Origin of the sequence: Brevibacterium sp. SMBL_HHYL_HB1 (assembly GCF_018208375.1) — a bacterium.
In the GTDB taxonomy this organism is placed as follows: Bacteria; Actinomycetota; Actinomycetes; order Actinomycetales; family Brevibacteriaceae; genus Brevibacterium; species Brevibacterium intestinavium.
Genome location: NZ_CP062936.1, coordinates 2,592,231 through 2,606,820, shown reverse-complemented (window position 1 = coordinate 2,606,820; position 14,590 = coordinate 2,592,231). Strand labels below are relative to the sequence as shown.

General features: G+C 63.5%; 12 protein-coding genes and 1 tRNA gene. 5 read left to right on the top strand and 8 right to left on the bottom strand.

What is annotated here, in order from left to right:
- Window positions 1-56 precede the first annotated feature (56 nt).
- Window positions 57-2,864 (top strand): type I DNA topoisomerase, encoded by a 2,808-nt coding sequence (topA, locus tag IG171_RS12100; RefSeq protein ID WP_212127689.1) that lies wholly within the window; start codon window positions 57-59, stop codon window positions 2,862-2,864.
- An 84-nt stretch (window positions 2,865-2,948) separates the two neighbouring features.
- Here topA and IG171_RS12095 read toward each other — a convergent pair whose 3' ends face one another.
- Window positions 2,949-3,443, bottom strand: coding sequence for a GNAT family N-acetyltransferase (locus tag IG171_RS12095; RefSeq protein WP_212127688.1), 495 nt, complete (start codon window positions 3,441-3,443; stop codon window positions 2,949-2,951).
- A 16-nt stretch (window positions 3,444-3,459) separates the two neighbouring features.
- Window positions 3,460-4,215 carry a lipoate--protein ligase family protein gene (locus tag IG171_RS12090; RefSeq protein ID WP_249203668.1) on the bottom strand — a complete coding sequence of 252 codons (756 nt, stop codon included), beginning with the start codon at window positions 4,213-4,215 and terminating at the stop codon, window positions 3,460-3,462.
- Window positions 4,216-4,324: 109 nt separating this feature from the next.
- Here IG171_RS12090 and tmk point away from each other — a divergent pair, with 109 nt between their 5' ends.
- Both tmk and IG171_RS12080 read left to right on the top strand, forming a co-directional pair.
- A complete protein-coding gene (gene tmk, locus IG171_RS12085; protein WP_212127687.1) occupies window positions 4,325-7,159 on the top strand; it encodes a dTMP kinase in 2,835 nt (944 codons plus the stop codon).
- A gap of 1 nt (window position 7,160) precedes the next feature.
- Window positions 7,161-8,318, top strand: coding sequence for a DNA polymerase III subunit delta' (locus IG171_RS12080; RefSeq protein WP_212127686.1), 1,158 nt, complete (start codon window positions 7,161-7,163; stop codon window positions 8,316-8,318).
- A gap of 41 nt (window positions 8,319-8,359) precedes the next feature.
- On the opposite strand, the gene IG171_RS12075 is transcribed toward IG171_RS12080, so the two are convergent.
- Window positions 8,360-9,478 carry a M20/M25/M40 family metallo-hydrolase gene (locus IG171_RS12075; RefSeq protein WP_212127685.1) on the bottom strand — a complete coding sequence of 373 codons (1,119 nt, stop codon included), beginning with the start codon at window positions 9,476-9,478 and terminating at the stop codon, window positions 8,360-8,362.
- Window positions 9,479-9,686: 208 nt separating this feature from the next.
- Between IG171_RS12075 and IG171_RS12070 the strand changes: the two genes are divergently transcribed.
- Window positions 9,687-9,759: transfer RNA gene (locus IG171_RS12070), tRNA-Thr, on the top strand.
- A gap of 18 nt (window positions 9,760-9,777) precedes the next feature.
- On the opposite strand, the gene IG171_RS12065 is transcribed toward IG171_RS12070, so the two are convergent.
- On the bottom strand, window positions 9,778-10,878 hold the full coding sequence (locus IG171_RS12065) for a tyrosine-type recombinase/integrase (protein ID WP_212127684.1): 1,101 nt from the start codon (window positions 10,876-10,878) through the stop codon (window positions 9,778-9,780).
- 284 nt (window positions 10,879-11,162) lie between these two features.
- On the opposite strand from IG171_RS12065, the gene IG171_RS12055 reads away from it, so the two are divergent.
- Window positions 11,163-11,306, top strand: a complete 144-nt coding sequence (locus IG171_RS12055; protein WP_212127682.1) for a hypothetical protein — start codon at window positions 11,163-11,165, stop codon at window positions 11,304-11,306.
- A 22-nt stretch (window positions 11,307-11,328) separates the two neighbouring features.
- Here the strand turns inward: IG171_RS12055 and IG171_RS12050 are convergent, their stop codons facing one another.
- From IG171_RS12050 to IG171_RS12035, 4 genes are all read right to left on the bottom strand, one after another.
- Window positions 11,329-11,835: a hypothetical protein gene (locus tag IG171_RS12050; protein ID WP_212127681.1), complete on the bottom strand. Its 507-nt coding sequence runs from the start codon at window positions 11,833-11,835 to the stop codon at window positions 11,329-11,331.
- A gap of 10 nt (window positions 11,836-11,845) precedes the next feature.
- Window positions 11,846-12,196: a hypothetical protein gene (locus tag IG171_RS12045; protein ID WP_212127680.1), complete on the bottom strand. Its 351-nt coding sequence runs from the start codon at window positions 12,194-12,196 to the stop codon at window positions 11,846-11,848.
- Window positions 12,193-13,224: an FtsK/SpoIIIE domain-containing protein gene (locus tag IG171_RS12040; protein WP_349252116.1), complete on the bottom strand. Its 1,032-nt coding sequence runs from the start codon at window positions 13,222-13,224 to the stop codon at window positions 12,193-12,195. The genes IG171_RS12045 and IG171_RS12040 overlap by 4 nt, the downstream gene beginning before the upstream one ends.
- An 856-nt stretch (window positions 13,225-14,080) precedes the next feature.
- Window positions 14,081-14,494, bottom strand: coding sequence for a hypothetical protein (locus tag IG171_RS12035; RefSeq protein WP_212127678.1), 414 nt, complete (start codon window positions 14,492-14,494; stop codon window positions 14,081-14,083).
- Between the last annotated feature and the right edge of the window lie 96 nt (window positions 14,495-14,590).

Below are 14,590 nucleotides of genomic sequence, written 5' to 3'. Positions count from 1 at the left end.
TGGGCCGGATCGTCCGTTGCAGTGTGCAACAGGTGCCGTGAGAGGAATGTGAAAGCGTGACCACAACCGAGAAGAAACCCCGTCGCCTCGTCATCGTCGAGTCTCCGACGAAGGCGCGAACGATTGTGGGATACCTCGGCGATGGTTATGACGTCGAGGCCTCCGTCGGTCATATCCGTGACCTGCCGACTCCCTCGGAACTGCCCGCCGATATGAAGAAGGGGCCCTACGGCAAGTTCGCCGTCGACGTCGACAACGGCTTCGATCCCTACTACCGCATCGACCCGGGCAAGAAGAAGAAGGTCACCGAGCTCAAGCGTCTGCTCAAGGACGCCGACGAACTCTATCTGGCAACGGATGAGGACCGTGAGGGAGAGGCCATCGCCTGGCACCTGCTCGAGGTGCTCAAACCGAAGATCCCGGTCAAACGCATGGTCTTCCACGAGATCACGCCCGAGGCGATCGAACGGGCACTGGAGAACACCCGCGACATCGACACCTCGCTCGTCGACGCGCAGGAGACCCGCCGGATCCTCGACCGCCTCTACGGCTACGAGGTCTCACCCGTGCTGTGGCGCAAGATCCGTGCCGGACTCTCCGCCGGACGTGTGCAGTCGGTGGCCACCCGCCTCGTCGTCGAACGCGAACGCGAACGCATGGCCTTCGTGCCCGCCGACTACTGGGACCTCGACATCGACCTCGGACTGCCCGACGGGTCGAACCCCTTCGCCGCGAACCTCAACACCCTCGACGGGGCACGTGTGGCCACCGGCCGGGACTTCGACGACAAGGGCAAGCTGAAGAACACCTCGGTGACGGTGGTCGATCAGGCCCGGGCCGAAGCCCTCGCCGCCGAACTGAACGGCGGCGCCAAGGATTCGCTGTCCGTGACCTCGGTGGAGTCGAAGCCCTACTCCCGCCGTCCCGCCGCACCATTCACCACCTCGACGCTGCAGCAGGAGGCCGGACGCAAGCTGCGCATGAGCGCCCGTCAGGCCATGCGCACGGCGCAGTCGCTGTACGAACACGGCTACATCACCTATATGCGCACCGACTCCTCGGCACTGTCGGGCCAGGCCATCGCGGCCGCACGGAAGCAGGTGACCGAACTCTACGGTCCCGAATTCGTGCCCCAGTCGCCGCGCCAGTACGCGAGCAAGCAGAAGTCCGCGCAGGAGGCCCACGAGGCGATCCGCCCCGCCGGTGACTCGTTCCGCACCCCGGCACAGGTGTCCAAACAGCTGTCCGGTGACGAATTCCGTCTCTACGACCTGATCTGGAAGCGCACCGTGGCCAGCCAGATGGCCGACGCCAAGGGCAAGACCGCGACGATCAAGGTCAGCGCCGCACTCGCCGACGGCCACGAAGCCGGGTTCAGCGCCAGCGGCACCGTCATCACCTTCCGCGGCTTCCTCGCCGCCTACGAAGAGGGGCAGGACGCCTCCCGCTACGACACGAAGTCCGGGGAGTCGCGTCTGCCCCAGGTCGAAGAGGGGCAGGCCCTGTCGGTGATCAATGCCGAAGCCGATGGTCACACCACCGCTCCGCCGCCGCGCTTCACCGAGGCGAGCCTGGTCAAGCAGCTCGAGGAGCTCGGCATCGGGCGGCCCTCGACCTATGCGGCCACCATCTCGGTCATCCAGGACCGCGGATATGTGTTCACTCGCGGCAATGCCCTCGTGCCCAGCTGGCTGGCGTTCTCGGTCGTGCGGCTGCTCGAGGAGCACTTCACCGGACTGGTCGACTATGCGTTCACCGCCGATCTCGAATCCGAACTCGACCGGATCGCCGTGGGCGAAGAGGACCGCAACGACTGGCTGGCCGGTTTCTACTTCGGCGATCAGGACCAGAATCGTGAAGGCCTCAAGGCGATCGTCGACGACCTCGGCGACATCGACGCCAGAGAGGTCAACACCGTCGCCATCAGCGAGGGCGTGAACCTGCGTGTCGGCCGCTACGGACCCTACCTCGAGGTCGCGGCCGAGACGGAGGGAGGAGACCCGAAGCGGGTCTCGGTGCCCGATGATCTGGCTCCCGATGAGCTGACTGCGGCCAAGGCTGCCGAACTCATCGAGACCCAGGGCGGCGAGGACCGCGAGCTCGGCGTCGACCCGGAGACCGGTCACACGATCGTGGCGAAGAACGGACGTTTCGGTCCCTATGTCTCCGAGGTTCTGCCCGAGCCCGCGGAGAAACCCAAGCGCGGTGCGAAGAAGCCGAAGCCGCGGACGGCATCCCTGTTCAAGTCGATGGACCTGGACTCGATCGATCTCGAGACCGCTCTCAAGCTGCTCAGCCTGCCGCGCGTGGTCGGTCAGGACGAAGAGGGCACGGACATCACCGCCCAGAACGGGCGCTACGGGCCGTACCTGAAGAAGGGCACGGACTCGCGGTCGCTGACCGATGAGGAGCAGATCTTCACCATCACCGTCGAAGAGGCCCTGAAGATCTACGCCGAACCCAAGCAGCGAGGCGGCCGTCGTGCCGCAGCACCGCTGAAGGAACTCGGCGAGGACCCGGAGACGAAGAAGCCCGTTGTCGTCAAGGACGGCCGCTTCGGACCCTATGTCACCGATGGTGAGACCAACGCGACCCTGCGCAAGGACGACTCCGTCGAAGCCGTGACGCTCGAGCGTGCGGCGACCCTGCTGGCCGAGAAGCGGGCGAAGGGGCCGGCGAAGAAGAAGACCACGCGCAAGTCCCCGGCGAAGAAGACGACCGCGAAGAAGACGACGGCGTCGAAGACCACTGCGGCGAAGAAGTCCACGGCGAAATCAACGTCGTCCAAGACGGCGTCGTCGAAGTCCGCGGCGTCCGAGTCCACTGCGGCGAAGAAGTCCACGGCGAAGCCGAAGACTCCGTGAGTTGAGACGACTGACGAACCTTCCTCACGTCGAAGCACCGGCGCCCCGAACCGGCCGGCACCTGCCGGGGTGACCGGCCGGGTCTCAGGGCTGTGCCGAGTTCGCGAACTCGGCCAGTGCCCGCCCGTCGACGCGGTAGGTCTCCCATTCGTCCTGCGGCTTCGCGCCCAATGATTCGTAGAACCCGATCGAGGGTGTGTTCCACTTCAGCACGCACCATTCGAGACGCGTCAGCCCCCGATCGCGGCAGATCTGTGCGAGCCGACCCAACAGCGCCTTGCCGGCACCGTATCCGCGGTACTCGGGATCGACGAAGAGGTCTTCGAGCCAGATACCGTTCCTGCCCGTCCAGGTCGAGAAGGTGTGGAACCAGATGGCGAAGCCGATGACTGTCCCATCGACTTCGGCCATGAGTCCGAACGTGTTCGGGCTGCCCTCGGTCGGAAACATCACCGCGGCGAAGTCCGCCTCGGTGGCCTCGACAGCGTCCGGTTCCCTCTCGTAGACGGCCAGCGCATGGACGAGGCGGAGGATCTGCGGCAGATCGGCCTCGACGGCTTCGCGGATGGTGACGGACATTCTTCCTCCTGTGAGCTCAGAGCAGGTGCTTGCCCACATAGCCGGACAGCGCGGCCAGCTCCTCGGCGGTGGGGGAGACGGGCGAGAGCGGATCGGCCGAGGCATAGTGGGTCGCGAATGCCTCGGTGACGGCATCGACGGTGACCTCGGGGTGGATCTCGCTGATCGAACCGCCCGTGGACGGGTCCCACTCGATGCCGAGGGCGGCCTCCACATCCGTGAGGACGGCGCGGATCGGATCCGGGTCCTCGACGACGACCGAGGAGGAGAACAGCCAGGCCCCGGAGACCACCCGCTGAGCCGTGCCGATCGCCTTGATCCGGCCGGCGACATTGACGCTGTGCTCACCGGGACAGTACTCGCCCGGGATCTCGCCGAGGCGGGCGTCGATTCCGATCCCGCGCAGCACCTCGACGTAGTCGAGACCGAAGCCGGTGAACCGGGCGGTCGTGTTCGTGATGAAGGAATCACTCGGTTCGATGTGATCGATGACCAGAGAGCCGGGATGGTACGCCGCGGCCCGACCGCCGAGGCTGCGCAGCGCCGGAGTGAACCCGTGGTCCTTGGCCGCCTCGATGGCGGTGGCAAAGCCGGGCAGGAACCGGTCGCGGGCACCGAAGGCCAAGGTCGGGGCGGGACGATACATCCGCAGCGTCGCGCCTCTGCGACCGGCCTTGACGGAATCGAGGAGGATGCGGGCGAAGGCCAGTTCCTCGACCGGACCCAGCCCCTGGGCGGCCACGGAGGTCATCGCTGTCTTGACTGTGTGCACGAGAACAAGAGTAGAGGATGACGGCGGGCGATCGCGGTTCGGGTTGTCCGAGATCGCACCGGGTTCCAAGAGATATGTCAGTCGGGACCGATAGTGTAGGGCTGTGAGCATGTTGACGACTACAGGACACCGACTGCCCGGAGCCCCAGGCCGCCTGGTCACCGAGACCGCCGCCTGGGGAGCCCTGATCGTTCTGGTTGCGATCAGCTATGTGGTGGCAGGCACCAGCGGATTCCTCGCCACGGTGGGTGGACGCGCGTTCATCACCACGGCCGAGACCATCAGCGCCGGAGGGTTCGACAATCGCATGGGCAGCCTGTCGCTGCTCATCGTCTTCGCCCTCTCCTGCACCGGACTCTTCATCCCCAGCAAGGTCTTCGCCACCCGGCCGCCCGCCGTGCGCAAAACCGCGCTGAGCATCTCCGCCATCATCGAAGCGGCCCTGCTCATCGTCCTCAGCCTGGCGCCCAGCGCCTGGCTGACCTGGGTCGCGGCCCTCTTCCTCGGGGCCGTCGTGGGGCTGCTGATGAGCATCAACCCGTTCACGAACGAGAAGCCGTGGCGCCGCGTGGGCATTCCCGCCGCGGTCCTCGTCTTCGTCTCCTGCGCCTTCCAGATCCTCGGCGGCTCCGCCGCCGGCACCCAGGCGCTCGGATGGATGTCGTTGCTGGTGGGCATCGGCATGTCCATCGGATCGATCATCATCTTCCTCACTCCCGAACGCGCTCTGCACGCGGAGACCGCGACGACCGGGGCCTTCCCCGAGCTCAAGGCGCGCGTGGCCCGCCCCCCGGAGGCGATCTCGAATCCGTGGGTGTGCATCGGACTCTTCGCCGTACTCGGCGCCACCTTCATCCTCGCCCAGCCCACAGCAGTCGGGCATGATTACGGGCAGGCCGGCTTCGCGCTCATCATCGCCTGCTGCCTCGTCGGCTGGGCGATCGGATTCGAGATGGGGCCGACCTTCGCGCCCGGCATGTCGCGGCCCCGCGTATCGACCTTCGCCCTGCTGGTCTCCGGCGTGCTGCTGCTGGCGACCGGGGCCATCTCGGAGCTCTCCGGCAAGGTGGTCCTGTCCGCGGCGATCGCATTCCTCGTCGGCATCGGCGTGCGAGCTCAGCCCTACGACTTCTCCCGCAGGTACGGAGCGGTCGGCGGTGCGGCCCTGGCCATCGTCATCAACGCCTTCGACCTCGGCGGAAGCGTCGGAGTCGGGGCGAGCCCTGATTGGGTGCTCGCCCCCAGCGACGTCGCTTATATCATCTTCGGAGTCGCGGCTCTCGTCGCCGGCATCATCGGACTCTTCACCTTCGACCCGCACAAACTGCAGGGTCTGTCGGTCGACATCGTCCACGGCTTCCGTCCACCGAATCAGAACGATAACGCCGCCGGCGGACTCGGCAACTCCGCCGAGCGACTCGGCGCGGGATTCTTCATCGCCATCGAAGGCGGGGACGGGTCGGGAAAGACCACCCAGATCAAGCGGATCTCCCGCGCCCTGGCCGATGACGGCTATCACGTGGAGTCCACCCGGGAGCCCGGCGGAACCGAACTGGGAACGAAGATCCGTTCGGTCCTGTTCGACTCCGATCGTCCGAGCACCCGCACGGAGGCGCTGCTCTTCGCCGCCGACCGTGCCCACCATGTTGCGTCCCTGGTCGACCCCAATCTCGACGAGGGAAACATCGTCATCACCGACCGCTACATCGACTCGACCATCGCCTACCAGGCCGCCGGTCGCAACTTCGATGAGAAGACCATCCTGGCGCTGAGCCGGTGGGCCACCCAGGGGCTGGTCCCGCATCTGACGATCGTGCTCGACATCGAACCCGAGGCGGCCGCCGAGCGGATGGGCAAGCGCGGGCAGAGCAACTACCTCGATGAGGAGAATCAGCAGTTCCACCAGCGTGTGCGCCAGACCTACCTCTCACGCGCACACAAGGAACCCGACCGCTATGTCGTCCTCGACGCCTCGGTCGGAGCCGATGAACTCACCGAACGGATCCTCGAAGCCATCCGCCGCCGGCTTCCCCAGACCCTGGCCGGCCGTGACAGCACCCCCGCCGAGGGGGCACTGGCAGACACCGGTGGGGCCTCTGAGACCGATGACTCTGCCGCTGGAGACGCCACCGCCGCCGGAGCCGCTGCCGGATCGGCCGCCGCGGGTGCTGCTGCTGCCGGGGCGACTGCCGAGGGCGAGGATGCTGCGGACAGCGGTTCGTCTGCTGCCCGCGCAGATCCCGCTGATGATCACGGCTCTGCCGACGCTGACAGCCCGGCAGACGACGACCCTGCGACCGATGAGGGCTCCGAGCCCAGCGACTCAGCCGCAGCCGAGAGCCCCTCCGCGGGGGAGGATTCGCGGCATGAACGTGGACCGCGGTTCGTGCCGGTCAGCGGCGACCGTCTCATCCCGGAGTCGATCACCGACGACGAGGTGGAGATCTCCGGTGGCGTTCCCACCGAACGGGTCGACCTCGGCGCGGATCTGCGCGAGGAACCGTCCGCATCGGAAGGTGAAGACGCAGGCGACCTTCCGTCGTTCCTGGACTCGAAGGATGAGCCCGAGTCCGATGAGGAGGCGTCGACGACTGTCCTACCCGCTCGAGGTTTCACCTCGGGACCTCTCATCGACGACACTGACGATGCCGAGGGCGTGCCGACGGACAGGATCGAGACGGATTCGGCCGAAGAAGCCGAAACCCGAGTCGTCGATCACGTGGATCCGGAGGAGGCCGAGACCAGAGTCGTCGAACCTCGTGCTTCGGACGATGAGATCGATCCGGGCGACGCCGAGACGACTGTCCTGCCGGCCCGCAGCGCTCGAGAGATGAGCCGCGAACGCCTCCAGGCACAGGCGGAGATCGAGCGACAGGCCAGGGAGCGCCTGCGCAGACAGCGCGAACGCAACAACCGTCGGTTCAACGATCCGGAGGGATCCTGAGGTGAACGTCTTCGACGAACTCGTCGGCCAGGATGAAGTCATCACCCAGCTCGGCTACGCCTTGGACGATTTGGCTGCGATGACCCATGCGTGGCTGTTCACCGGTCCACCCGGGTCGGGGCGGTCGAACGCGGCCAGAGCCTTCGCCGCGGCCCTGATCTCCGGGGGCACTGAGTCGAACGATGTGACCTCCCGGGTGCTCTCGGGCCACCACGAGTCCCTGACGATCATGTCGACGCAGAAATCGGTCATCTCGATCGACGAGGTGCGCGAGCTCGTGGCGACGGCCCAGGCAGCCCCGGTCAATTCGCAGTGGCGAGTCGTCATCATCGAAGACGCCGACCGGATGATGGAGCGGACCGCGAACGTGCTGCTCAAAGCCATCGAGGAGCCGCCTCCGGCCACGGTGTGGCTGCTGTGTGCGCCGAGCCCGATCGATGTGCTGACAACCATCCGGTCGAGGTGCCGGCCGGTGCGGCTGCGCATTCCCTCCCGCGATGCCGTCGCCCAGCTGCTCATGGATCGCGACCGCGTCGGTGAGGACCGGGCCAAGTGGGCCGCGTCGGTGGCTCAGAGCCATATCGGGCGGGCGAGGTACCTTGCGCTGAACGAATCGGCCGATGCCGAACGCAAACAGATCCTGGCGATCCCCGGCAAACTCACCTCGGTGGGAGCGACGATCCGTCTGGCCGGCCGAATCGTCGACGCCGCGGCGGAAACAGCGAAATCGCGTGTCGAGGAGCGCAACGCCGCCGAACGCAGCCAACTGATGACCACACTGGGGATCGAGGGCGAGAAGAAGATCCCACCATCGGCCAGAGCGCAGATCAGGAAGCTCGAGGAAGAGCAGAAACGGCGATCGGTGCGAGCCCGGAACGATGAGCTCGACAGGATCTTCCTCGAACTGATGAGCCTCTACCGCGACATCCTCATGTACCAGCTGGGGATACGAGATGGGTGGATCAATGCCGGAGAAGTCGACCTCATCGCCGAACAGGCGAACCGGGATGGGCCGGACACGACTCTGCTGCGCATCGATGCCATCACCGAGGCCCGGCAGCGACTGCAGACGAACATGTCACCGGTGCTCATCGTCGAGGCGGCCTTCGTGCTGCTGTCGAACCCGTGGCTGCAGGACGATCGCACCGGGGCGATCTGATTTCGCTGCCGTGCCTGTCATCTCGGGGGAGCGGGTCTCGTTCACACCCCGGTGAGCAGTTCTGTGACCAGTGCCGCGGTGAGTTCGATGCGCCGGGGGATCCAGATCTGGAGCGCGTGCTCGGTGCGAGCGTGCGAGCCTCCGCCGACCGTCCCCAGACCGTCCAGTGTCGGCGTTCCGACGCCGGCGGTGAAGTTGCCGTCCGAACCGCCGCCGACGGCGACCGAGCGCAGCGGTGGGTGTCCGAGCCTTCCCGCCAATCGTTGGGCCCGGGCGTAGAGCCCCATCGCCATGTCCTCTTCGAGTGGGGCGCGGTTGATTCCGCCCTTGAGTTCGATCTCGGCGCCGGCGACGGTGGGAGTGAGTGCGCGCAGCGCCTCGTCGATGCGCACCTGCTCACTCGCCGAGGCGGCTCTCGAGTCGATCCCGACGACTGCCCTGGCGGGGACAGTGTTCGTCGTCGAACCGCTGGTCATCACCGTCGGTACGACCGAGGTGCCGGCCGAAGGTCTGTGCAGTTTGGCGATCTCGACGACTTGGTTGGCCACCTCGATGGTGGCGTTGATGCCCTTCTCCGGTTCGACGCCGGCGTGTGAGGCCAAGCCGGTGACCTCGAGCTGGTAGATCGCGACTCCCTTGCGGGCGATCTTCACGGCACCGTCGGCTGCTCCGCTTTCGAAGACGAGCGCCGCTTTCGCACCCCGAGCTTCGTCCTCGATGATCTGTCGGGACCCTGGGGACCCGAGTTCCTCGTCGGCGGTGATGAGGAGGCTGACGCCGTCGAGGCTGCCCAGTTCGGCGCGGACGCGGGCCAGCGCGTAGATGGCGATGAGCAGTCCGCCCTTCATATCATCGGCACCGGGACCGCGCACGACTCCGTCCTTGACGGAGTAGGGGAAGTCTTCGATGGTCCCGGTCGGCCAGACGGTGTCGTGGTGGCCGATGAGCACGACCTTGCGCGGACCGGTGCCGAATCGCCAGAGGACATGCGGGTGGGTGCCGGTTTCGATGATGCGTGGGGCCGCGCCGAGCATTCCGGTGCCGATCCGCGAGACGAGCTGAGCGCTTCGGGCCAACGACGAGGAGTCCTGTGAGAACGACTCGCATTCGATGAGGGACTGGAAATCGCTCATGAAGTCGTCTGAGTCGAACTCGGCCACGGATGTCTCCCTCTGGTCTGCGCACTGTCTGCGCTTTCAAGGTTAACTGGTGCCGGGAGCAGAGCCGGAGGTGCCTGCCTGGCATCGGTTTGGTTTGCGGTCGTCCGGGCAGGAGGGGAAGCCCGAGGTACGCATCGATCAGAAGCCGAGATCGGCGGATTCGCCGTTTTGACCGGCGGTGGAGAAGTTGGCTAAAGTTGGTTCGGTTGCCGCCTTAGCTCAGTCGGCAGAGCGATTCACTCGTAATGAATAGGTCGCGGGTTCGATTCCCGCAGGCGGCTCGGCAACATCACCCCAGGTCAATGGCCTGGGGTGTTTCCGTTGCTGGCACCGTCCTCCTCTCCATGTGTGCCCCCGGTGTGCCCCGGGGCGTTTAAACGGTCTAATCCGGCTCGGTCAGCGACCGTTCCGAGATGCTGAACATACAAATTTGTTGTACTGATTGACGCGTGACCTGCCCACGCTTGAACGGTTGCAGCATCCACACCACGGGCGAGCCACAAACAAATGGCTGTATGCCGTAGATCGTGGATGCGACGGTTCATGGCCGTCTGAGACCAATGCGCTGATTTCTTGAATCCGGAGGCATGAAGACGTGCCCCTGTACCCGATGTGAAAAGTGGGTCTTCGCCAGCCTTGCCGTCAGCACATGCCTCGACTAAACGTAGAACACGATCCGCCACTGGAACCGTCCGCGCGCGTCGACCTTTCGTGGTCTTGACCGCGACACCCTCCGGCGCAGCCCTCCGCACCACCAACACAGGAACAGGTACCCGCGAGAAGTCTGCAACGGTCACCGCGCGCAGTTCGGACCACCGTAGGCCAGTCCACGCAGCAATGAGAACCAGGTCAGCAGCGCGATCATCGTAGACACGAATGGCTGAAACGACTTCTTCCAGCTCAGTCTCGGTAAGGGGCTTCATCCGACCAGGTTCGGCATCCTTACGTGGCACCTGACTACCATTGACCGGATTCGCGACGATGCAACGCTCGGCGACGCACCAGCCAAAGAAGCTGGCGAGGCTTGCGCGAAACCGGCGAACACTCGCCTCGGCATAATTGACCGACCAGCCGTTGAGTACTCGCTGCACGTCCCTGTCGGTAACCGAGCCAACGGCGCGAGCTGTAAATGCTCCGGGCAGTCGTTGCACCATTGCCGCGTCAGTATGTGCTGTAGTTGCCGCGACAGTCTGTGTGCGTTCCTCCAACCACGGAGAAAGGAGCGAACTCACCGATTGCTTACGAGCAGACAGATCGACTCCACCGGCTAATGCGGCCTTCTGGCGCTGTTCCCAGGCCTTGGCCTCACGCTGTGTATTGAACGTGGCTCCATCGACATACCGCCGTCCCTGCTTCACGACCGCACGCCAGCGGCCTGAAGGCTCTTTACGAACAGCCATACTCAGCAGCTCGCCTGTTCTTCAAGCCAAACCTCGACATCTTCACGACGATAGCGAGGACTCGAATCGCCCAACGCGACCCAACGTGGCCCCTTCCCAGACTGTCGCCACCGGCACAGCGTCGCGGGACTCGTAGCCAACCACTCAGCCACATCACGTGCCGTCAGTAATCGGTCCATCACTTGCGACTCCATATCGACCAATCCTTAAAACTTGCAATCCGCTACGCCTGCCCGGCGAGGGCCACCCTCGAAGCTCGTCCCTCGCTCCGAGGCTATTGATGCATGACGCGATACCAACACGATGTCCAACGACGATTCGCACTTGCGCAGCAGCTTCTCGACTCGTTCCCTGTCCTCTTCATCCACCACACAGTCGAGGTGCTCACGGAGAGCGGCTACGATGTCACCGGCTTGCAAGTGCGTTAGCGGGCTATACCCGAAATTTGACTCAGACACCGTCGCTGTCCTCTGCACCTTGCGAACTACTCTTAAAGGTCGCTATCACGGCCCGAGCCAAGACAGGGCTGATCACCACGGCGCAGATGCCCATACCCAGCGCTCCCGCGAACCAAACATTGGTGATCAGCGGAAGAATTGACGCACACAGGAAGCGAGAAACGACGAACAGGCACGTTGCGGCGAAAGCCAAAATGGCCTGAGCCATCATGGCTTGCTCCTTCCGCCACTCTTTCCAATCATCCAGGAACTGTTCTAGCATCGCCGCCGACCCCTTAAACGCTCGAGGAGCCCTGTTCGACAAGCTGGGGCCCGTAAGCGCGACCAGCTGAAAGAAAAAGAACACTAACGCGCTGGCTGCAGCCTCGAGAAGGCCAGCAACACTCAGCCCGTACGACGCCATGAACACCGCTCCGCCGAAGGTCGCGCATCCGGCTATCTGATACCCGTGAGGGAGCGAATTTACTTTTCCGAATACATTTCTGACCAGCGTATTCATCTCTATTCTCCTAGGCGTATGCGATGTTCTCGGGGTCACCAAGATTTATGCTTGCAAGCTCAACGCGATCGAAGAACGACTCCGGGAACAGTTCAAGCACCTCGTTGGTCAACCGGCGGCCCGCATCGTATAAGTCTTCTCCCTCGTGGGGTTCCGTGGCGACGCTGATCTCTGCCGCCGTGTAGCGTCCGGCCTCGAAGTCTTCATCCGTTTCGAAGCCACCCTCTTGCCAGTCTCTAACTCGATTCAGCCGCGCGGCCGGTGAATGATGTCCAAGCTGATCCAGAATTCGCCACAGCTCGTCTTCCATGTACACACGCTCAAAGGTCAACTGGATGGCCGCAGTGTGGTAAAAAGTCATTGATTGATCTCCTCTTCTGTCTCTACGACCGGGGACAACCCAAGTCGCCTCCTATACTCTCCGTATTCTGTGAAATCACATTGCATGATCCGCTCTTGACGGTGCTGCCAAAAGAGCGCTCGGCCCACTGGAAACCGGATCACAGCCTCGATAGTCTCCGGCGAAGCCTGCGGGTGAAGAAGCCGGACTGAGTCACCGTTATCAACGGAAAGCGTGATACGAGTGCCAAACTGCCCCCTCGAGTCGCCATCAATGATGCTGGCTTCGGCCCGCTGTGTAATGAGAACCACTCGTACGCCCGCTTTAGCGCCCTCTGACAGAAGACGCCCTACCCGCTGTTTAATTTTTCCTGCCGTCCGTTCCGCCGGCTTGAGACCCTCGTCGTGAGCAGCCGCCTGCCGGAGAAGCCCGGCGTATTCTTCAAGGACGATCACCCGAACCGGAAAGTCAGAGGTAAACTCTTCATACGCAGCAATGCCCGAATCCTTGAGGCCACGGGCACGCTCATCCATGACTCGACAGGCTTCATCCAAAAGCCTCAAGGCCCCCACCGGGTCAGCCCCAAGCACAAAAGAGTCAGTTTCCGAAGCATCTGCCAGAGGCCCAAGGAGTACCTGATTCGGATCGATGCCAGAGATATGAACCGATTCCGAAGCAAAAACCTGCCCCAGAATCGTGTACAACAGAGCCGACTTTCCCGAACGGGTCATACCCTGCACCGCGATGTGAGCAGCATCGGCGAGATCAATCACAGCCTCAGAGCCGTCGTCACACCGTCCAACCACAACACGAGTGGTGCATGAGTTGCCTGCCGCTCGGATACCTTTGAGAGGGTCGCGGAGGATCGCCGAGAGACACACCGTGGCCGCATCGATTTCAGTAGCACGTAACGGTACGCCCAGCGCGCTACTGAACCGGTCCTTGGCCTCCAGAATCGACTGAGCCGGCTGTCCTGGGATCGTTCGAACTCGAATATCGACACCGAGCGCCGACGGACGGATACCTGCTACCCGTGGCGCATGCACCATAACCTTTGACGGCTTTACACGCTGCTCAATGGTGACTCGGCTTTGGCGGCATATTTGCAACCAGTTCCTCCGGATACGGCGTACGAGTTTCCGCGCTGGTCGGAGGGCGAATCGATGTGTACCGGCGACCTCAACTAGTGGGCGCGGACGCCGAATAAGCAACACCACGGCAGTTAACGTGCCAATCCCTACGATGCCTGCCGAAACCACGACCACAGTAAGATCCGTGATTCCAGGTCCAGACACACGGACTACCGGAACAGCAGTTGTTGACCACCAGTAAGTGAGCACGTATGCCACTCCCATGACCACCAGGGCCCGCAGCAAGCCCTTCCTACGCCGCGTACCCGGCGTCTCGACCCTCAACCTAGTCCTCATCTAGACGCCTCGACTCAAACTCAGCAGACCCCACCCCAAAGTCGTGGCGATCGACCTGCCGCTGCTCCCATGTCTGGTACGTACGATGCGAAAACTCTCTCCAACGACGCCGATATGAAGAGAAGGCGCGCACGACTTGAGTGAAACCCGGAACAAACCGCCTGAGTAGCCAGTAGAGAACTCCACCAACGACGAACGCTCCTGCGACCAGCGATACCTCACCCCTCAGGACCAAAACGATCGATACAACGGCGAGGAAGGACTCCAGGGGACGTGCGGCGATGCATACCAGCACGAACACAACCCATCTCAGGAACATGATTCCTCGCCCTCCTCTGCTACCGAATCGAGTTCCCTTTGCATCAGTCGTGATACGGCTGACGACCTAGACTCGGGACGAATCATTTCGTCAAAAGCACTGAGAATATCGGCCGGGACGAGCACTGAAATCTGTCGCCTATACTTGTCCGACCCCACTTCACGACTCCTTACTCGAGGAAGCGGAGCTAGAAGCTCCGGAAGTGGGTACCTTCGCCAGAGACGAAAAGAGCTGTTCGGCCGTCGAAACAATTTTCAGTGCCTCAGCCCCCAGCACCGTTGCCTCGACAGCACCAAAATCGCCTCCTCGCAGAGAGGCCCGGATACTGCTCCCGGCCACAAGCACGGCGTCTTCCGGGGCGACTCCCTCCGCGGCATGGTCTGGAACATCGATGGTGATCTCCTGAGATGCCCCAAGGATCCTCCCGAACACTCGCAGCCTGGTGATGGGGTGGCCTTGCTCATCCACAACGCGCTTGTCCGTCTTTTTGCCGTCGACATACGCCCAAGGCTGGAAGACTCGCGTCACCACACCAGTTAGGGGCTCGGTAATCGGGATGATTGGATTCGCCATAATATTTCAACCTTTCATTCTCATCTGCCCGCCACTCGACCGGCACAGCCCACCGTACACCCGTTTATATAGACTGCCAACTACACCTGCAGGCAA

What these genes read in the sequence shown, in the direction of transcription:
- IG171_RS12035 (WP_212127678.1), bottom strand. Translation starts at nt 14,494, where the DNA reads ATGGCGAATCCAATCATCCCGATTACCGAGCCCCTAACTGGTGTGGTG.
- IG171_RS12050 (WP_212127681.1), bottom strand. Translation starts at nt 11,835, where the DNA reads ATGAATACGCTGGTCAGAAATGTATTCGGAAAAGTAAATTCGCTCCCT.
- IG171_RS12055 (WP_212127682.1), top strand. Translation starts at nt 11,163, where the DNA reads ATGACGCGATACCAACACGATGTCCAACGACGATTCGCACTTGCGCAG.
- tmk (WP_212127687.1), top strand. Translation starts at nt 4,325, where the DNA reads ATGTTGACGACTACAGGACACCGACTGCCCGGAGCCCCAGGCCGCCTG.
- IG171_RS12040 (WP_349252116.1), bottom strand. Translation starts at nt 13,224, where the DNA reads ATGGTGCATGCGCCACGGGTAGCAGGTATCCGTCCGTCGGCGCTCGGT.
- IG171_RS12095 (WP_212127688.1), bottom strand. Translation starts at nt 3,443, where the DNA reads ATGTCCGTCACCATCCGCGAAGCCGTCGAGGCCGATCTGCCGCAGATC.
- IG171_RS12045 (WP_212127680.1), bottom strand. Translation starts at nt 12,196, where the DNA reads ATGACTTTTTACCACACTGCGGCCATCCAGTTGACCTTTGAGCGTGTG.
- IG171_RS12065 (WP_212127684.1), bottom strand. Translation starts at nt 10,878, where the DNA reads ATGGCTGTTCGTAAAGAGCCTTCAGGCCGCTGGCGTGCGGTCGTGAAG.